This window comes from Pseudomonas sp. MYb193 (genome assembly GCF_002966775.1).
GTDB lineage: Bacteria > Pseudomonadota > Gammaproteobacteria > Pseudomonadales > Pseudomonadaceae > Aquipseudomonas > Aquipseudomonas paracarnis.
This window is the reverse complement of sequence record NZ_CP023269.1, coordinates 2,577,694-2,598,735: the sequence shown is the minus strand read 5'-3', so window position 1 is coordinate 2,598,735 and position 21,042 is coordinate 2,577,694. Positions and strand designations below refer to the sequence as shown.

Here is a 21,042-nt window from a genome sequence, read left to right as displayed (position 1 = left end):
ACCTTAGGAAACGGCTTGATCAGAGCTAGAACGTTTGCAGCCTGACGAAATTTACCGCCCTGCCCCCGCCACCTAAATTTCCCCCGTCATCGCTCGTTCTTCCCTGATAGCAAAGGCCTCAACTGACTGAGATGGCAATGACAAAATCACGTTCGAAAAAGGCGCTGTATATCGGCCTGCCGCTGGCCCTCGCTATCGGCGCCGGGGCCGGTTTCCTGGTCTGGGATCAGTGGTTCAAGGGCAACGCCGGCTACCCGCTGGAGGTGATCAAGCAGGCCAATGAAATGCAGGATCGCCTGTTGTCGTTCGACAGCCACATCACCCTGCCCCTGGATTTCGGCACGGCGGGCAACGAGGCCGACAAGGATGGCAGCGGCCAGTTCGACCTGGCCAAGGCAGCCCGCGGCCGATTGTCGGGCGCCGCGCTGACGATCTTCGGCTGGCCGGAAATCTGGAACGGCGCCAACGCCCCGCACAAGCCCACCGACGGTTTTGTCGAAGAGGCCCGGCACGAGCAGGAAGTGCGCTACAAGATCATCTCCGGCATGGTGCGTGACTTTCCCAACCAGGTGGGCATTGCCTACACCCCGGACGATATGCGACGCCTGCACGGCGAAGGCAAGTTCGCGATTTTTATCAGCATGCTCAACGCCTACCCCTTGGGCAATGACCTGAACCAGCTGGACTTGTGGGCCGCACGCGGCATGCGCATGTTCGGGTTCAGCTACATCGGCAATAACGCCTGGTCCGACTCGTCGCGCCCGCTGCCGTTCTTCAATGACTCCACCGATGCCCTCGAGGGCCTGTCGCCTATCGGCCAGCAAGCGGTGCATCGCCTCAATGACCTGGGGGTGATCATCGATGTGTCGCAGATGTCGACCAAGGCCCTGGAGCAAGTCGCGCAGTTGAGCCGCACGCCGATGGTGGCGTCGCACTCGGCGCCACGGGCATCGGTGGACATCCCGCGCAACCTCAGTGACAAGGAACTGCAACTGATCAAGAACAGCGGCGGCGTGGTGCAAGTGGTGGGTTTCCCCGCCTACCTGCGCCCCTTGAGCCAGCCGACCCAGGACAAGCTCAACACCTTGCGCGCACGCTTCGACCTGCCGCCACTGCCCAACCTGGCCATGGCCCTGATGCCCGGCGATGCAATCATTGCCGCCTGGCCCGAGCAACGCTTCGGCCAATACGCCAGCGCGCTGTACGGCATTCTCGAGGAAGAACCCAAGGCCACCCTCAAGGACCTGGGCGATGCCATCGACTACACCGTGCGCAAGATCGGCATCGATCATGTCGGCATTGCCTCGGACTTCAACGACGGCGGCGGCCTCCAGGGCTGGGAGAACGTCGGCGAGGTGCGCAACGTTACTGCTGAACTGATCCAGCGCGGCTACTCCGAAGCCGATATCGCCAAGCTGTGGGGAGGCAACTTCCTGCGGGTGTGGGACCAGGTACAAAAAGCCGCCAAGCCATTGGCCAATCGCTAACCACCACGAAGTAAGTCCATGACCGACCGCCGTACATTTCTCAAGCAGGCCGGCGTCTTTGCCGCGAGCCTGCCGCTGGGCACCGCGTTGCTGCCTCAGGCAGTAGCCGCTGTTACGAACGACCCATGGACGGGATTGAAGCAACTGTTCAACCAGGACCCCAATTACCTGCATTTTTCCAACTTTCTGGTGGCCTCGCACCCCAGGCCCGTGCGCGAGGCCATCGAACGCTACCGCCAACAGATCGACCGCAACCCTGGCCTGGCCATGGACTGGGACCTGCAGGAAGCCTGGAAGCGTGAGGGCCAGGTACGCGAGTGGGCCGGCCGCTACCTGAACGCCACGCCAGCGCAGATCGCCCTCACCGGCAGCACGTCCGAAGGGCTGGCGATGATCTATGGCGGGATCAAGGTGCGCGCCGACCAGGAAATCCTCACCACGGTGCATGAGCATTACGCTACCGAGTTCAGCCTGGACTTCCGGATACGCAAGGAGCAGACCCAGGTTCGTAAGATACGCCTGTTCAAAAACCCCAATCAGGTCTCGGCCGATGAAGTGCTGGGCAATATCCAGCGCAACATTCGCCCCAACACCCGTGTACTGGGCATGACCTGGGTGCAATCCGGCAGCGGCGTAAAACTGCCCATCGGTGAGATCGGCAAGCTGGTGGACGAACACAACCGCAACCGCGACGAGCCGGACCGCCTGCTCTATATCGTCGATGGTGTGCACGGCTTCGGCGTGGAAGACCTCGACTTCCCCGCTATGCACTGCGACTTCTTCATCGCAGGCACTCACAAATGGATGTTCGGCCCGCGTGGCACCGGCCTGGTGTGCGCCCGCGAGACCGAAAACAAATACGTCACACCGATGATTCCGACCTTCTCCGAAGACAAAAACTTCGCCACGACCATGACGCCTGGCGGCTACCACGCCTTCGAACATCGCTGGGCCGCCGACGAAGCCTTCAAGTTGCACCTGCAACTGGGCAAGGCGCCAGTGCAGACACGCATCCACGCCCTCAACACCGAACTCAAGGACCAACTGCTGGCCCACCCGCAGATCGAACTGGTGACGCCGCACAGCCCCGAGCTGTCAGCGGGCTTCACCTTCTTCCGGGTCAAGAACCAGGACAGCGATGCCATCGCGGCCTACCTGATGAAAAACCGTGTGGTAGTGGACGCAGTGGACCGTGACGTTGGCCCGGTGATTCGCACCTCGCCGGGCCTGCTTAACAACTCCGACGAGATCCAGCGCTTCATGACCCTGCTGAGCCAGCGGTTATGACCCCTTTTCCCTTTGAACGAGACGCCTCCATGATGCCATCCCGACTCAAACCGCTCACCGCATTGGCACTCACCGCCCTGTGCGGCGCCCTGCTGCCCGGCCTGGCCCAGGCCGCCGCCCCACAACCAGGCAAGGTCTTCAAAGACTGCAAGGACTGCCCGGAAATGGTGGTGCTGCCCGCCGGCACCTTCACCATGGGTACGCCGGACGACGAAGTGGGCCGCGAGCCTGACGAAGGCCCGATGCACGAGGTGACCTTCGCCAAGCCGTTCGCCATGAGCCGCTTCCATGTCACCGCCGGCGAATGGGACAGCTACGTGCGCCAGACCGGGGTCAAGATCGCCAATGGCGACGACCGCCCCGGCCGCGAATGCATCGCCAGCAAGCCGCGCTACCCCCAGGGGCCACGCCAACCGGCGGTGTGCATGGACATGGACGACATCAAGCAGTACGTGAGCTGGCTGTCGAAGAAGACCGGGCACACGTACCAGATGGTCAGCGAAGCCCAACGCGAATACGCCGCCCGCGCCGGCACCACCGGCCCGTTCCCCTTCCCGTTCGACGAAGGCAAGGGCTACAGCATCGCCCAGCACGCCAACACCTACGGCCCGGCGGACGGCTACAGCTATTCGTCGCCCGTGGGCAGCTACCCCCCGAATGCCTTTGGCATGTATGACATGCACGGCAATGTGTATGAGCGGGTGGCTGATTGCGAGCATCCGAACTACGTCGGCGCACCAACTGATGGCAGTGCCTGGGTGGAGCCCAACTGCGAGGCCTACCAGATCCGCGGCAATGACTGGGGCGAGGCGCCGGTGTTTTCACGCTCGGGTAATCGCAACAACATCTACCCGCAGACGCGCGGGGACTGGATCGGCTTTCGGGTCGTGCGCGAGCTCTAATACCTTGTAGGAGCGAGCTCGCTCGCGAAAAACGCCAACGATGACGCGTGTTCTCTGAATAAACGCGGCGTCTGTGAGATTTTCGCGAGCAAGCTCGCTCCTACAGGGTTCGCGCCCGCCTGTTCAGCCTTGTTTGGCCAACAGCTCCAGGCCTTCATGCAGCGCCGGGAACAGGCTGTTGTTGAAGTTGTTCCAGCGCAACTCAAGGATGGTGTCTTCGGGCGAAATCTCGGTCTTGAGCACGTCGTGGAACACCTCTCCCGAGTCGATGCCGTTATCCACGTAGTGAAATGACGCACCAGTCCAATACAACGGCTCGCACGCCTGAGTCGCTTTGGTTGCCCAGTCGGTGATCGCCTGCCCACGTGCGCCGTACAGCGCATTCCAGGTGGCGTACGCCCCACGGCGCTCGTAAGGCGACTCGAGGCGGGTGATGCCCGGATGAATGTTCATGATGCGCCGTGCAAACGGCGCACCCGGGCGCACCAGTTCGTCGAGGATCACCAGCAAACCATCCAGCACCACGATGTCAGCCTTCAACTCCACCAGGGTGTCATGCAGCCGACGCTCGAAATCCTGCTTGCCGGCGACATGTTCGGCGCTGCCTCGTGGCAGACGACGATAGGTCGACGGCACGCTGAGCAGCAGGTCATTGACCAACGTGCCTTGCACACGCAAATCCGCCGGGTACAACCACTGGCGACCCGGCTGGTAGGCGAAGCCGTAGTCCGCCACCAACTGCTGGTCCCGCGGGTTGTGCTCATCGTCGTCATACACCACGCCTACGAGGTTGTAAGCCTCGCCCAGAGACGTGTCGTTGAGCGAGCCCACCAGAAACTCCAGCACCGATTTCATATAGCGCTCGTGGTCTTTATAGGCCACCGGCTGCCCCGCCTTGTCGGCGGCGGCGTTTCTCAGGGACCAGACATACACCAGGTTCTTTTTCGTCATGTGTTTCGCTCTCGCTCAAAGGGCCACGCACGGCATTGATACACGTGCGCCTACAGAACAAGAACGAACCAGGCCCCGGGCAATTTATCGCTCACTGCCACCGCCCGGCACGCCGCGCTAAATAGTCACGCCACAGCTTCGTTTGTCATGGGTAAGGGTCTGTGTGCCCAGCCCCCTCTTTTCACTTTCCGGGAAGTATTTATGACCGACCCCAAGCGCGGCGCCTTCAAAGGTTTGCTCGCATTGCTCAGGCCCTTTCGCACCATCGTGACGGTCTCCGTCGCCCTTGGCATGGCGGGCGGCTTGGCCATTACCTTGCTGTTGGCGACGATTAACAATGCCCTGCATTCGGCGGGGGGGATGACTCAGGGTGTGGTGTTGACCTTCGCCGCGTTGTGCGTGGTGGCGCTGGTCAGCTCGATCATTTCCGACATCGGCACCAACTACGTCGGGCAACGGATCATTGCCGCCCTGCGCAAGGACCTGGGCGAAAAGGTGCTGTCAGCGCCCATCGGGCAGATCGAGCAATATCGCTCTCACCGCCTGATCCCGGTGCTGACCCACGACGTGGACACCATCAGCGACTTTTCCTTTGCCTTCACGCCCCTGGCCATCGCCGCCACCGTTACCCTGGGATGCCTGGGTTACCTGGCTTACCTGTCCGTGCCGATGTTCCTGATGATGGTGGTCGCAATCATCATCGGCAGCGCCGTGCAATTCATCGCGGGCGGCAAAGGCATCCAGGGCTTCGATCTGGCCCGTAGCCACGAAGATGAATTGCAGCGTTACTACAATGCGATTGCTTCGGGAGCCAAGGAACTGCGCATGCACCGTCCGCGGCGGTTTCGCATGAACACCCACCGCATCCAGGAAACCGCAGACCGCATCAGCGATATCCAGGTGCGTTCAGTCAACATCTATATCCTGGCCAAGACCTTTGGCTCGATGCTGTTCTTCGTGGTCATCGGCCTGGCCCTGGCAATGCAGGCCTACAACCCCAACCCCGACCCCACCGTGATTACCGGCTTCGTGCTGGTACTGCTGTATATGAAAGGCCCGTTGGAACACCTGCTGGGCTATTTGCCCGTGGTTGGCAAGGCGAAGATTGCCTTCGGGCGCATCAGCGAACTGTCTGAGCGCTTTTCTTCGCCCGAACCCCACTTGTTGATGGACGACAGTGAAGCGCCGAAGCCTGTGGTCAACAGCCTTGAACTGCGCGGCGTCAGCTACAGCCCGCCAGCGGTTGAAGGCAGCCAACCGTTCCACCTGGGGCCGATCAACCTGAGCATCAAGCAAGGCGATATCGTGTTTGTCGTGGGCGAGAACGGTAGCGGCAAAACCACCCTGATCAAGCTGCTGCTGGGCCTGTATCCGCCTCAGGCGGGTGAGATCCTGCTCAACGGTACAGCGGTGACCGACCCAGAGCGCGACGATTATCGCCAGTTGTTCACCACGGTGTTTTCCGACTATTACCTGTTCGATGACCTGGTACAAGGCAGCGCCACCCAGTCCCTGGACAGCGCCACCCAATACCTTGAGCGCCTGGAAATCGCGCACAAGGTCAGCGTCAAGGACGGCGTGTTCAGCACCACTGACCTGTCCACCGGCCAACGCAAGCGCCTGGCCCTGGTCAATGCCTGGCTGGAAGAGCGTCCGGTACTGGTGTTCGACGAGTGGGCCGCCGACCAGGACCCGGCCTTCCGCCGCATCTTCTACACCGAGCTGCTGCCGGACCTCAAACGCCTGGGCAAGACCATCATCGTGATCAGCCACGATGATCGTTATTTCGACATCGCCGATCATCTGGTGCGCCTGCGTGCCGGTCAGGTGGTGCATGAGATGGAGCCTGCATGAAGTACCGGAATAATTTTTTCCGGTTTTGCGAAGTAGGAACGTCTCACTAGTGGTAATGAGAACTAACCTCAATAAACACTTAGAATTGCCCACTTAAAACATAGAAGAGAAAGCATCCATGCCAGCACGACTCGGTCTCAGCCCCCTGAGCAAAGCGCTATCCATGCGCCGGGCCCTGAACATCAACCTCTTGCCCAGTGCCTTGGCGTTGGCTGTGTCGATGCCGATTGCAGGCTATGTGCAGGCCCAAGAGATCGAGTTGAATATTCCTGCGCAGTCGCTGGGGAGCGCACTGCAGGAATTTGGCCGCCAGACCAATGTACAAGTGCTCTACAGCCCGGGCGATGTGCAGGGCAAGAACAGCCCCGCCGTCAAGGGCAAGATGCAGCCGCAGCAGGCCATAGCTGCATTGCTGGCCGGTAGCCAGACCACCTATAACCTCAATGGCAATACCTTGACCGTCACTGCTGCTGGCAGCGGTGGTGGGCTGGAGCTGAGCCCGACGCAAGTGACCGCCAACTACTTGGGCAACGTCACCGAAGGTTCTGGTTCCTACACGCCTGGCACAATTGCCACGGCTACACGTTTGACGTTGACCCCACGGCAGACTCCGCAGTCGATCACTGTGGTGACTCGCCAGCACATCGAGGATTTTGGCCTCAACAACATGGATGACGTGATGCGCCATACGCCGGGCATCACCGTTTCCGCCTACGACTCCGACCGCACCAACTACTATTCCCGTGGTTTTTCGGTCAATAGTTTCCAGTACGACGGTATTCCATCGACTGTGCGTAACGTCGGCTATTCGGCGGGCAACACCCTGAGCGACATGGCGATCTACGACCGTGTTGAAGTCCTCAAGGGCGCTTCCGGCCTGCTCAACGGTGCCGGTTCCCTGGGTGCGACCATCAACTTGATCCGCAAGAAGCCAACCGCGGAATTCAAGGGCCATGTGCAATTGGGGGCGGGTTCCTGGGACAACTACCGCAGCGAAGTGGATGTCAGTGGCCCCTTGACCGACAGCGGCAATATCCGTGGCCGTGCGGTCGCTGCGTATCAGGACAAGAAGTCCTTTATGGACCACTACTCGCGCAAGACCGAAACCTACTACGGCATCACCGAGTTCGACCTGTCTCCCGATACCATGCTGACGGTGGGCTTCGATTACCAGGACAACATTCCGCAGGGTTCCAGTTGGTCCGGCTCCTTCCCGCTGGTCAACTCCAATGGCAGCATCAACAAAATGCCGCGCTCCTACAACAACGGCACCACCTGGAGCTCGTGGGAGCAAAACACGCGTACCGCCTTTGCCATGCTCGAGCATGACCTGGGCGACGGCTGGGTGACCAAATTCCAGCTTGACCACAAGATCAACGGCTACCACGCCGATCTGGGTTCGATCCAATTCGTCCAGCCGGCAGCAGATGGCACCGCTGAGATCAACGGGCAGAAATACACCGGCGAGACCAAGAGCACCTCGGCCGACCTCTACGCCACCGGCCCTTTCAGCCTGTTTGGCCGCGAGCATGAACTGGTGGTGGGCGGCTCGATCGGCACTTCACGCTGGCAAGGCAAGGGGTACTGGTCGCCGGAATGGCCTGGCGGTAACAAGGTCGATTTCTATAACTGGAACGGCCATATCGCCAAGCCTATTTACGGCCCTGCCCAACAGCACATCGACGACACTATCCGTCAAACCGGGTATTACCTGACCGCGCGTTTCAACGTGATTGACGACCTGAACGTGATCCTGGGTGGGCGCGTGGCCAACTATCACGTGACTGGCAACAACCCTTCCTACAAGGAAACCGGGCGGTTCATTCCTTACGCCGGTGTGATCTACGACCTCAACGACAACTTCTCGGTATACGCCAGCTACACCGATATCTTCCAACCTCAGGAAAGCACCTATAAGGACCGTAACGAGAAGCTGCTGGAGCCAGACGAAGGGCAGAATTACGAGTTGGGCCTCAAGGGCGAGTTTTTCGATGGCCGCCTCAACACCAGCATCGCTTACTTCGAAGTGCATGAGACTAATCGCCCCATCTCGGATGATGCCTACAACAACCAGACACCTGCCCCGAACAACTGGGCGTTCAAGAGCTCCAAGGCCGTCACCAAAGGCTACGAAGCGGAAATTTCCGGTGAGTTGAGCCCAGGCTGGCAACTTCAAGGTGGCTACACCCACAAGATCGTACGAGACGAAGACGACAAGAAACTCTCCACCTTCGAACCCGAGCATCAGGTCAACCTGAACACCACCTACAAACTCAAGGGCGACCTGGACAAGTTCACCATCGGTGGCGGTGTACGCTGGCAGACCAAAGGTTGGAACGAGATTTGGAACGGGCCACTTGAGAAAAACCAGGACATCACCCAGGAGTCCTACTGGTTGGTGGACTTGATGACCCGCTACCAGGTCACCAAGAACCTGTCGGCTACCGTCAACTTCAACAACATCTTCGACAAGTCTTACTACACCAACGTGGGCTTCTATAACTCGGCCGCCTACGGTGAGCCACGTAATGTGATGGTCAGCACGCGCTGGGACTTCTGATTCCACGCGTCGATCAATCAAACGCCCGGTGAGCGCCCCATGCTCACCGGGCTTTTTTTTGCGCGTGCAGAGATACTGGCGAAGAGGGATTGGAGCATAAAAAACCCGGACACTGGATCCGGGTTTTTGTGATTGAGCGGCGGCTTACCTCAACGCCTCTACCAAACTGCTGATAAACACCGCGCTGTCGATAATGCCGTCATGATCGGTCTCAATCATCACTGAGCGCTCGATGCGCCCTTGGCTGATCACCGTTGCCATTTGCTGCTCGATCAGGTCCTTGAAGCGCCCTGCCCGGCTCATGGACGCCCACCAACAAGTGACGGGCGCCTTGATCGGCTTGAAGTCAGCTTGCAGCAAACGCTCACTGAGTGCCCGGTCAACGTCCCAGGAAATCTGCGCCTCATTGCCACGCAGTAATTCATCCTTGATCACCGTGAAGGCTTCGCCCAAAGACTGTTCAGCCCAGTTCACAAATTCCTGCCATTGTCCCGCTTCATCCTCGCTATCCCGTTGGCATTGCTGCCAGGCGTGTTGGATGGACTCGGCGAACTCAGGAAACATAACCCCCAGCAACGCTGCGCGGCGCTCATTGGCTGAGATCTCGCGAGCGTCCTCGACCACCACTGCGTCCCAATAGGGTTTGACCCATTGCGGCGGCGCAGCGTCGATCCAGCCGACAAACTCCACTTCTCGGCCGGCTTGCTCCAGGCCGTAGGCTACCTCCATCGCCAGGTTGCCGCCCAATGACCAGCCACCCACGCGGAACGCACCTTGGGGTTGGGCCACCAACAATTGCGCGGTGTAGTCCTCGACCATTACCTGCCATTGCGGCACCGTGGCGCCCTCTTCGGCCAAGGCACGACACATGACCCCGAACACCGGGCGCTGCTCGCGCAAGGCCAGGGCAATCGCGGTGTAGCAATGCACCGAGCCGAAGCTTGGGTGGAACAGGAACAACGGCGTGCCTTGCGTCTGCTGGTTGAGCTTGACGATCAACGAAGACCGGCTATTGCCCTGCAGGCATTTGACCTGTCCCGCCACAGTAGGGTTAAGCATCAGTTGGCTGACAGACAGGTTCACGCCGCTGACCTTGCGAATTCGCTCCTTGAGCATCAGCACTCGCAATGAATGGCCACCGAGCTCGAAGAAGTTGTCGTTGAGCCCCACGCGCTCCACCTCCAGCACCTCGCGCCAGACCGCCGCGATTTGCTGCTCCATCTCGCTCACGGGCGCTTGGTATTGCGCGGCACCGTGAGCCTCTGGCTTGGGCAACGCCTTACGGTCCAGCTTGCCGTTCGGGCTCAACGGCATCTGCGCCAGTACCACCCACTGCGCCGGGACCATGTAGTCGGGCAACTGCTCGGCCAGGTGTGCAACCACCCATGCCTTCCACTCTTCAAGGGGCTGTTGCAGCACCAGGTAACCCACCAGGTGGGTACCGTCCACCGCCAGCACCGCGGCTTCGCGGACATTGTCGAGCTCCAGCAGGCGCGCTTCGATTTCGCCCAACTCTATGCGCAGGCCGCGCAGTTTGACCTGGTGATCGATGCGCCCGGCATATTCAATCACGCCATCATCGCGATAACGCGCCAGGTCACCGGTGCGATACAGACGTGTGCCGCTGCCGAACGGGTCGGTCACAAACCGCTCGGCGGTAAGCGCCGCACGGCGGTGATAACCCCGCGCCAAGCCAATACCGCCCAAATACAGTTCGCCCAGCACACCCACTGGCGCAGGTTCCAGGTTGTCGTCCAGCACGTAGCAGCCCAGGTTGGCAATGGGTCGGCCAATGGGTACGGCGTCGCGACCTTCCTCGACACAGGTCCAATGGGTTACGTCGATAGCGGCTTCGGTAGGGCCGTACAGGTTGTACAAGCCGGCGTGAGGCAATTTGGCGAACACCTGTTGCTGGGCATCCGCAGGCAACGCCTCCCCACTGCAAACGATGTGTTGCAGGCTCTGGCATGAAGTAACCGCCGCGTCTTGCAAGAACGCTTGCAACATGGAAGGCACGAAATGCAACGTGGTGACCTGTTGCTCGTTGATCAGCCGTACCAGCCTGGCTGGATCACGATGATCGCCCGGTGCCGCCACTACCAGACGCGCGCCGGTCATCAGCGGCCAGAAAAACTCCCACACCGACACGTCAAAGCTGAACGGAGTTTTCTGCAACACGCTGTCGTGCGGCGTGAGCCCATATGCCTGTTGCATCCAGCACAGGCGGTTGGTCAGCGCGATATGGCGGTTGCCAGCGCCCTTGGGCTGACCGGTGGAGCCGGAGGTGTAGATCACATAGGCAAGGCTTTCGCCGTGCACCGGGATATTCGGGTTGTGGCTGCTGAAGGTTTCCAGCCAGGTATCGCCACATTCCAGCACCAGGGTTTGTACACCGGCGGGAACCGGCAGTTGCGCCAGTAGATGAGCCTGGGTCAACAGCAGTTGCACACCACTGTCCTGCAGCATGTAGGCCAGGCGATCACGAGGATACTCAGGGTCCAGCGGCACATAAGCGCCACCGGCCTTGAGCACCGCCAACAGGCCAACCACCATCTCCACCGAGCGCTCTGCCGCCAGCCCCACCAGCACATCCGGGCCAACCCCGGCCATCATCAAGCGATGTGCCAGGCGATTGGCCCGGGCGTTCAACGCGCTGTAACTCAAGGCTTGCCCCGCGAAAATCAAGGCAGGTGCATCCGGTGTACGCAGCGCCTGAGCCTCGATCAGCGTGTGGACCGCTTGATCCAGCGGGTAATCCACCGCAGTCGCATTCCAATCATGCAATACCCACTGCCGCTCGGCCTGCGCCACTGAGGGCAACGCGCCAAGGCGTTGACTGCCGTCACTGGCCAGGGCCAGCAGCAACTGCTGGAAGTGCTCGGCCAAGCGCTGGATATGCGCGCCGCTGAAAGCCTGGCGGGAGTAGTTGAACTCCAAGCCCAGTGTCTGGCCTATAGCCAACAACACGGTCAATGGATAGTGGGTCTGTTCCAGGCTGTGCACTGCGCCAAAACGCAGCCCCGACGGTGCGCCCTGCTCCAGCGCCTCAGACACCGGGTAGTTCTCGAACACCAGGATACTGTCGAACAGCGCTTCTCCACCCAGCCCGGCCCAACGCTGGATCTCGAACAGCGGCGTGTGTTCATGCTCACGCAAGCCAACGTTCTGTTGCTGAAGTTGCTCCAGCCAATGGCTGACCGACATTTGCGCATCCGGCGTCGCCACCACCGGCAGCGTGTTAATGAACAAGCCGACCTGCTGTTCAATCCCACGCAGTTCCGCCGGACGCCCTGCTACCGTGGCGCCGAATGCTACGGTGGCTTGCCCGGTGTGGTGATGCAACAGCAACAACCAGGCGCCTTGCACCAGGGTATTGAGGGTCACCTTGTGACGTTGGGCGAAGGCTTTGAGGTGTTCGGTTTGCGCAGCATCCAGGCTCAAGCGATGCTCGCCATTGACCGCCTGGGCCGCATCCACCTCAGTCTCTACGGCACCGGCCAGGCGCGTGGGCGCCTGCAAGTTGACCAGTTGCGCCTGCCAGAACGCCTGGCTGACGGCTTTGTCCTGTGCCTGCAGCCAGGCGATGTAGTCGCGGTACCGCCCGGTCGGCGCTGGCAGCGGCTCACCGGCATACTGTTGCAACACCTCGCCGAACAGCTGCGAACCACTCCAGCCATCCATCAAAATATGGTGATTGGTGTAGATCAGGTGGTAGCTCATCGCCCCCGTGCGTACTAGCGTCAAGCTCAACAGCGGTGCCTGCTCCAGGACAAAACCTTGGGTGCGTGCCGACTCGGCCAGCTCATCCAGGGCCTGGTTGCAGTCCTTACGGGTCTGCCAATCCAACGCCATAAACGGCAGGCGCACCCGCTTGTAGACCACCTGCAAAGGCTGTTCAAGCTCCGCCTGCCAGACAAAACCGCTACGCAGGATCTCGTGGCGTTGCACCGCCACCTGCCAGGCCTGGTGGAAGCGCGCCACATCCAGGCCCTGCACATCAATGCGCATCTGGTTGATGTAGTCACCCGAACCCTCGCCGTACAGCGATTGGAACAGCATGCCTTGCTGCATGGGTGACAATGGGTACAGGTCTTCGACCTCAGCCACGTTCAGTGCCAAGCCATCCAACTGGTCCTGGGACAACCGCGCCAACGGGAAGTCCGACGGCGTCACGCCCTGATGCGCCGACTCACAACAATGATCAATCAGAGCCTTGAGTTCCAAGGCATAGTCGTCGGCCAAGCATTTGACGGTTGCTTCACCGAACATCGCCTGGCTGAAACTCCAGTTCAACTTCAGCTCGCCACCATAGACCTGACCGTTGATTTCCAGCCAGTTGCCCAAAGGTGCCTGCAGGCTTTGCTCGGCACCGCTGGCATCAGCGGTCGGCGTGAACAGTCCTGGCTGTTCGCCGCTGTCGAAGCTGGCATCGAACTGCCCTAGATAGTTGAAGGTGATACGTGGCTGCGGCAAGGCCGCCAACGCCTGTTGCGTTGCGGTATTACCCAGGTAACGCAGGGCACCGAACCCCAGGCCCTTGTCGGGCACGGCTCGCAGCTGCTCCTTGATGCGCTTGAGGGAGGCAGCCAGGGAATCGGCCGGTACCAGTTGCACAGGGTAAAGGCTGGTGAACCAACCGACAGTGCGAGTCAGGTCGATGTCATCGAACAGATCTTCGCGGCCATGACCTTCAAGCCGGATCAACGTCGAAGCCTCGCCGCTCCAGCGCGTAATAACTCGCGCCAGAGCAGTCAACAGCAGGTCATTGATCTGGGTGCGATAGGCACTCGGCGCGTCGTGCAGCAAGCGCCGAGTATAGGTGGCATCCAGGTGTGTGCTCACACTCAGGGCCAGTTGGTTGCTCAGGCTCGCCTGTGGATCGGCGCCCGGCAAACCGACCGGGCTGCCCTGCAATTGCGTCTGCCACCAAACCAGCTCGTGTTGTAACGCCGGGCTGTGGGCGTAGGTCTGCAGGCGAGCAGCCCAGGCGCGGGTGGCGCTGGTCTTGGCTGGCAGTGTCACAGGGGCGCCTTGGGCCAGTTGCTGATACGTGCTTTGCAAGTCTTCAAGCAGAATGCGCCACGACACACCGTCCACCACCAAGTGATGGATCACCAGCAACAAGCGCTGTGAACCGTCGGCCAACTGCGCCAACACCGCACGCAATAACGGGCCTGCGCCCAGGTCGAGACTGCGCTGGGCCTCTTCGCCCAAGGCTTCAAGTTCTTCGACGCTGTTCAATGTGGTTTGCCATAGCACCTGTTCAGCCTGGTGCTGATCCGGACCACGGTAGGCCGCGCTCCAGCCCTGTGCGCCCTCGACAAAGGTGCTGCGCAAGGCATCGTGATGCACGATCAACGCCTGCAGTGCGGCCAACAACAGCGGTACCTGCAACGGCTGGTGCGGTTGCAGCACCGCAGATTGGTTCCAGTGATGACGCTGGGGAATCTCATCGGCAAAAAAACTGTGTTGCACCGGCAACAACAGCAAATCGCCAGTCAGCGGCGACTGATCCATCTGCACCACACCGTCGCCTTCCCTCGCGACCGTCGCCAGGCTCTGCACTGTCTGATGCTGGAACAACTCCTTGGGCGTGAAACGCACACCCGCCTGGCGGGCGCGGCTGACCAGTTGAATCGAAATGATCGAATCGCCGCCCAGCTCGAAGAAATTATCATGCAGGCCCACCTGTGGCAGGCGTAGCACATCGGACCAGATCGCGGCGATCTTCTGCTCCAACTCGCTCTCGGGCGCCACATACACCTGCTGCATCTGGCTCACATCCGGCAGCGGCAAGCCCTTGCGGTCGAGCTTGCCGTTAGGGGTCAGTGGCATACGCTCAAGGAACATCAAGTGCGTCGGCACCATGTAGTCCGGCAAGCGGGCTTTCAAGGCGCGCCGCAACGTTTCGCGACCGTTTGATTGAGCGACAGCATCATCCAGGAGCGTCGGGTCCAGTGGTACTACATAGGCCACCAGTTGTTTGCCGGTCGGCCCCTCCTGAGCGACCACCACGGTTTCACCGACACTGGTTTGCTCGCGCAAGCGCGCTTCGATTTCCCCCAGTTCGATACGGAAACCACGGATCTTCACCTGATGGTCCACACGCCCCAGGTAATCCACTACGCCATCCGGACGCCCACGAGTCAGGTCGCCGCTGCGATACACGCGACTGCCGGGCTTGCCGAACGGGTCCGGCACGAAACGCTCGGCAGTCAGTGCCGGACGCTCCAGATAACCCCGCGCCACGCCCTCGCCGCCCAGGTACAACTCGCCGGCCACGCCGATGGGTTGCAGGTTCAGTTGCGCGTCCAAGACATAACCGCTGCGGTTACCCAACAAGGTGCCGATGGGCGCGTAGACGGCTCCGCAGGGGTCGCCCTTGCGTGCCTTCCACAGCAGCGGCGTAACCACGGTTTCGGTCGGGCCGTAGCCGTTGAACAGGTATTTAGGTTTCAGCGCGCGCCACGCCAGGTCATAGCTGGCTTGAGCAACGGCATCACCACCGAAGCAGTACACCCGCACTGGCGGTGGGTTGCCATCGCGCTCGGCATGTTCGGCCAACTGTTGCAGGTACACCGGTGGGAATACCGCCATGGTCACGTTGTGGCGATGCATCTGCTCGTAGGTGTATTCCGGCAGCCACAGGCTGTCATCACGGATCAACACGCTGGCGCCGTTGATCAACGGGTGCATCCAGCCTTCGTGGGAGCCGTCGAAAGCAAACGACATGAAGTGCAGTTCGCAATCGGCCGGTGAGGTTTCATAACGCTCGCCAGTGGCGATGATATGCGCCACCAGCGGGCCGTGTGACACCGCCACGCCCTTGGGCAAACCGGTGGAGCCGGAGGTGTAGATCACGTAGGCGAGGTTGTCGCCGTCCAGCGCCACAGTCGGGGCCGTATCGCTGTAATCCGCCCACGCTTGCACCTGATCCACCGCCAAGGCGTCGAGGCCGTCCGGGATCGGCAACCGGTGTTGCACGGCCGAATGGGTCAACAGCAATTTCGAGCGGCTGTCTTGCATCATGTACAGAAGGCGATCACGTGGGTATTCGATATCCAGCGGCACATACACACCGCCGGCTTTCATCACCGCCAGGAACGCCACCATGATCTCGGCACTGCGCGGCATGGCGATGGCCACCCGCACTTCCGGGCCGACGCCACGGGCGATCAAGGCATGGGCCAGGCGGTTGGCCTGGCGATCCAGTTCGCCGTAAGTCAGGGTTTGCGCGTCGAATTTCACCGCCACCGCGTCCGGGGTTTCGCGGGCGCGATCGCCGACCAATTCGTGCACCAGGCGCTCGGCCGAAAAGCCAGACTCCGTGCGGTTCCACAGTTGCAGGATCTGTTGTTGTTCGGTCGCGTCCAGCAGGCTTAACTGGCTGAGCTGCTGTCGTGGGTTGGCGACCATACCTTGCAGCAGGTTCTGCCAGTGACGCGCCATGCGTTGCACGGTGCTGGCTTCGAACAGGTCCTGGGCATAACCCAAAGTGGCCCATATACCTTCGGTGGACTCCTGAATATCCAGGTCCAGGTCGAAATGTGCGGTCTTGCTGTCCCAGTCCAGGCCTTCTACCCGCAGCCCTGGCAATTGGTGCTGAACCTGAGCCTGGCCGACGTCAGTCTGATGATTGAACATGACCTGGAACAGCGGATTGTGGCTCAGGCTACGCTCAGGTTGCAGGGCTTCGACCAGTTGTTCGAACGGTAAATCCTGGTGGGCCTGGGCTTGCAGGGCGCGTTGCCGAACGTGCTGCAGCAACTGCTCGACACTCATCTGCCCATGCACATCGGCCTTGAGCACCTGGGTGTTGACGAAGAAGCCAATCAAGCGCTCGGTCTCGCTGCGATTGCGGTTGGCAATCGGCACGCCGACGCGTATTTCTTCCTGGCCGCTGTAGCGGTGCAACAAGGTCTGGAACGATGCCAGCAACAACATGAACAGGGTCACGCCCTGCTGTTGGGCCAAAGCCTTGAGCCCCTGAGTGAGTTCCGGCGTCAGCTCGAATGCCAGGCGTGCGCCGCGGTGGCTCTGCACAGCCGGGCGCTGATGATCGAACGGCAACTCCAGCACGCTCTGCTCACCGCCCAACAGTTCACGCCAGTAGGCCAGTTGACGTTGCTTTTCACCGGCGTCCATCCAACTGCGCTGCCATACGGCATAGTCGGCATACTGGATCGGCAGCGCCGGCAACTGCACGTCCTGGCCCTGGCTGTAACCGGCATACAACTGCACCAGTTCCTCGACCACCAACTGCATCGACCAACCATCGGAGACGATGTGATGTTGCACCAACACCAACACATGCTCGTCGGCGGCCAGGCGCAACAGCGTGACTCGCAGCAACGGGCCTTGTTGCAGGTCGAACGGCTGGGCGATCAGCGCTTGCACCCTGGCTTTGAGCTGGGCGTCATCGACATCAGCCTGGGTGATCGGCAAGGACATTGGCGGCTCAATCACTTGCACCGCGCCGTCGTGATCCTGGCGGATATGGGTGCGCAGACTTTCATGGCGCGCCAGCAAGCTATCGAAACTGCGTTGCAACGCAGCCAGGTCCAATTGCCCTTTCAGGCGCAGCGCGCTGGGAATGTGATACGCCGCGCTGTGGGGTTCCAGTTGCCAGAGAAACCATTGTCGCTCCTGGGCGTAAGACAGCGGTAACGGCTGCACGCGCCCGGCCGACAGCAGGGCCGGCGCCGTTGGCGATGGGCTCTCCTGGGCTTGCATGGCCGCGACAAACGCCTCCAGCCGCGGGTGTTCGAACACGGCTTTGAGCGGCACTTCCAGGCTCAGGGTCTGGCGGATGCGTGACACCACCTGCATCGCCAACAAGGAATGCCCGCCCAGTTCGAAGAAGTGCTGGTTCAAGCCCACCCGTTCGACCCCCAGAATAGCCGCCCAGATCGCCGCCACCTGTTGTTGCAACGGGGTGACCGGCACCCGCCAATCCTGTTGTTCCACGCTGGCATCTGGCTTGGGCAGGGCCTGGCGATCCAGCTTGCCGTTGGGGTTGAGCGGCATGCGGTCGAGGAAGATCAGGTGCGCCGGCACCATGTAGTCCGGCAGGTGGTCGCGCAAGGTGGCCATCAGCTGTTCGCCCACCTCGGCGCGCTCGGTTTCAGACAGCGTCTGCGCAGGTACCAGGTAGGCCAGCAGTTGGTTGTCGGCAGCCAGCAACAGCGCTTCACGCACGCTGTCCTGGGCCAGCAGCACGGTTTCGATCTCACCCAGTTCTATGCGAAAACCACGGACCTTGACCTGGTGATCGACCCGCCCGACATACTCCACCACACCATCGGCGCGATAGCGCGCCAGGTCGCCGGTGCGGTACAGGCGCTCGCCGGATGGGCTGAACGGGTCAGCGACAAAGCGCTCGGCGGTCAGGCCTGGCCGCTGCAAATACGCACGGGCCAAGCCATTGGCGCTGGCGATATAGAGTTCACCCACGGCGCCCAGCGGTAGCAGGTTCAGGTCACGGTCCAGCACATACAGGCCACGCCCTGGTAGCGCCCGGCCAATGGGGCTGGCACCGCCGGCGCCGACGGCGCTCGGGTCAGTGCAGTCCAGCACGCTGGAAACCACGGTGGCCTCGGTAGGCCCGTAGGTATTGAGCAAGCGCACATGGCCAAGCCCGGCGCGCTGCCACAACAGCGGGCCGTCCAACGGCATGGCTTCGCCACCTATATGGATCTGGCGCAAGGCACCATAGGTTCTTGGGCCTGCTGCCAGGCAATCTTGCAGGAAAAGCTTCCAGTAGGCCGTGGGCAAGTCGGCCAGGGTAACGCCCTGGGTGATGATCTGCCGGTACAGCTCGGCACCGTCCCACAACTGCGGGCCACGCAGTACCACGGTGGCACCAAGGGTCAGCGCCGGGTACAGCTGCTCGACGAAACCGTCGAAGTTCAAGGTGGCAAACTGCAACACTCGGTCCTGGGCAACCAGCTGCGAGTAATCCGCCGCGATGCCAGCAAACTCACTCAGTGCAGCCTGGCTGATGGCAACCCCCTTGGGCTTGCCGGTGGAGCCGGAGGTGTAGATCACATACGCCAGGCTCTGGGGCTCGACATCAACCGGTAAATTACTGTCGGCACACAACGCCAACTGCGCCTGGACCCGGTCGATGTCCACCGCCAGCACCTGGGCCGGCAACGGCAGGCGCCCATGCAGGTGCGATTGAGTCAACACCAGGCCCACACCACTGTCCTCAAGCATATGCGCCAGGCGTTCGCGGGGGTACTCAGGGTCCAGCGGCACATAGGCCGCTCCTGTCTTGAGCACCGCGAGCAAGCTGACCACCATGGCAAAGGAGCGCTCCACGGCGATCCCCACCAGCCCTTGGGGGCCGACGCCCTGAGCCAGCAGGTAATGCGCCAGGCGGTTGGCCTGACGGTTCAGTTCTCCATAGCTGAGGGCCTGCTCATCCAGGGCCAGGGCCTGACGTTCCGGCTGCTGATCAGCCTGGGCTTCAAACAGCCGGTGTACAGCCTCAAAGGGGGTGACACCAGCCGGGGTGTTCCAATCCTGGAGCATCCTGTGTTGCTCAGCGGCGCTCGCCATCGGCAGTTCGCAGAGGCGGCTGCGGGGTGCACTCACCACCGCCTGCAGCAGGTGCTGCCAATGTTGCGCCAAGCGCTCGATGGTGGCGGCATCGAACAGGTCGGTGGCGTAGGTCAGCGCGGCCCAAAGCCCGTCGGCGGATTCATGGGTGTCCAGGCTCAGGTCAAAATGGGTGGTCTGGCTGTCCCAGTCCAGTTCCACCACACGCAGGCCCGGCAACTGTTGGCCTTCGCGGCCGCCCTGGGCCTCGGTCTGGTGGTTGAACATCACCTGGAACAATGGGTTGTGGCTCAAGCTGCGCTCGGGCTGCAACGCCACCACCAGTTGTTCGAACGGCAGGTCCTGATGGGCCTGGGCCTCCAAGGCGCGGCGTTTGGTTTGTTGCAGCAGTTCGGCAAAGCTCATCTGCCCGTCGAGGTCAGCCTTGAGCACCTGTGTATTGACGAAGAAGCCGATCAGCCGCTCGGTTTCGACGCGGTTACGGTTGGCGTTCGGCACGCCAATGCGGATATCCGACTGCCCGCTGTAGCGATACAACAGGGCTTGGAACGACGCCAGCAGTAGCATGAACGCGGTCACGCCCTCTTGCTGCGCCAGGCGCTTGAGGCCCGCCACCAACGTCGGTTGCAGATGCACCTGCAGGCTTGCACCGCGATGGCTTTGCTGCGCCGGGCGCGGGCGGTCAAGCGGCAATTCCAGCACCGGTTGCTCGCCGCCCAACAGGGCCTGCCAATACGCGAGTTGGCGCGCCTGTTCCCCGGCTTCCATCCAGCCGCGTTGCCACAGCGCGTAGTCGGCGTACTGGATCGGCAGTTCCGGGAGTTGCAGGTCATGGCCCTGGCTATGGGCGGCGTAGAGCTGCACCAGTTCCTCCACCATCACCTGCATGGACCAGCCATCGGAGACGATGTGGTGCTGCACCATCACCAGCACATGTTCATCCTCGGCCAGTTGCAACAACGTGACACGCAACAACGGCGCCTGGTGCAAATCGAACGGCCGCGCCACCTCCTCTTCCACCCGCGCCATCAACTGCGCTTGGTCGACATGCGCCTGCTGGATCTGCACCCGCGCCTGCGGCATCACTGCCTGCCACAGGCGTTCACCGTCCTCGACCAGTTGCGTGCGCAAGCTTTCATGACGTGCCAGCAGGCTGTCGAAACTACGTTGCAACGCTGCCAGGTCCAAGTGCCCGTGCAAACGCAGGGCGCCAGGGATGTGGTAGGCGGTGCTGTCCTTGTCCAGTTGCCAGAGGAACCACTGGCGTTCCTGGGCGTAAGACAACGTCGGTGTGTCGCTGTCGTGGCGGGTGGGAGCAATCGGCAGTTGAGCGAAACTCATGCCCCGGCTTTGCAGGCGCTGGTAAAACTGCTGGCGCTGCTCCAGAGGCAAGCGAAGAAAGCGCGACACCAGGTCGATATTAGGGTTGGAAAGCATG

General features: G+C 61.2%; 7 protein-coding genes. 5 read left to right on the top strand and 2 right to left on the bottom strand.

What is annotated here, in order from left to right:
- The first annotated feature begins 137 nt into the window (after window positions 1-137).
- The 3 genes from pvdM to CLM72_RS12010 are packed head-to-tail and all read left to right on the top strand — an operon-like array spanning window position 138 to window position 3,676.
- Entirely contained in the window at window positions 138-1,487 is a 1,350-nt protein-coding gene (gene pvdM, locus CLM72_RS12020) for a pyoverdine-tailoring dipeptidase-like protein PvdM (RefSeq protein ID WP_034127737.1), read from the top strand.
- A gap of 18 nt (window positions 1,488-1,505) precedes the next feature.
- The gene (locus CLM72_RS12015; protein WP_105226587.1) at window positions 1,506-2,774 is read left to right on the top strand and encodes an aminotransferase class V-fold PLP-dependent enzyme; all 1,269 of its coding nucleotides are present in this window, start codon (window positions 1,506-1,508) and stop codon (window positions 2,772-2,774) included.
- A 29-nt stretch (window positions 2,775-2,803) separates the two neighbouring features.
- Window positions 2,804-3,676 carry a formylglycine-generating enzyme family protein gene (locus CLM72_RS12010; RefSeq protein ID WP_034127738.1) on the top strand — a complete coding sequence of 291 codons (873 nt, stop codon included), beginning with the start codon at window positions 2,804-2,806 and terminating at the stop codon, window positions 3,674-3,676.
- A gap of 123 nt (window positions 3,677-3,799) precedes the next feature.
- Here CLM72_RS12010 and CLM72_RS12005 read toward each other — a convergent pair whose 3' ends face one another.
- On the bottom strand, window positions 3,800-4,627 hold the full coding sequence (locus tag CLM72_RS12005; RefSeq protein WP_014718818.1) for a N(5)-hydroxyornithine transformylase PvdF: 828 nt from the start codon (window positions 4,625-4,627) through the stop codon (window positions 3,800-3,802).
- Between the two features lie 201 nt (window positions 4,628-4,828).
- Here CLM72_RS12005 and CLM72_RS12000 point away from each other — a divergent pair, with 201 nt between their 5' ends.
- Both CLM72_RS12000 and CLM72_RS11995 read left to right on the top strand, forming a co-directional pair.
- Window positions 4,829-6,481, top strand: a complete 1,653-nt coding sequence (locus tag CLM72_RS12000; RefSeq protein WP_019816834.1) for a cyclic peptide export ABC transporter — start codon at window positions 4,829-4,831, stop codon at window positions 6,479-6,481.
- A 118-nt stretch (window positions 6,482-6,599) separates the two neighbouring features.
- Window positions 6,600-9,041, top strand: a complete 2,442-nt coding sequence (locus tag CLM72_RS11995; RefSeq protein WP_105226586.1) for a TonB-dependent siderophore receptor — start codon at window positions 6,600-6,602, stop codon at window positions 9,039-9,041.
- Between the two features lie 144 nt (window positions 9,042-9,185).
- Here the strand turns inward: CLM72_RS11995 and CLM72_RS11990 are convergent, their stop codons facing one another.
- Window positions 9,186-21,041, bottom strand: coding sequence for a non-ribosomal peptide synthetase (locus CLM72_RS11990; RefSeq protein WP_105226585.1), 11,856 nt, complete (start codon window positions 21,039-21,041; stop codon window positions 9,186-9,188).
- Window position 21,042: the final 1 nt, after the last annotated feature.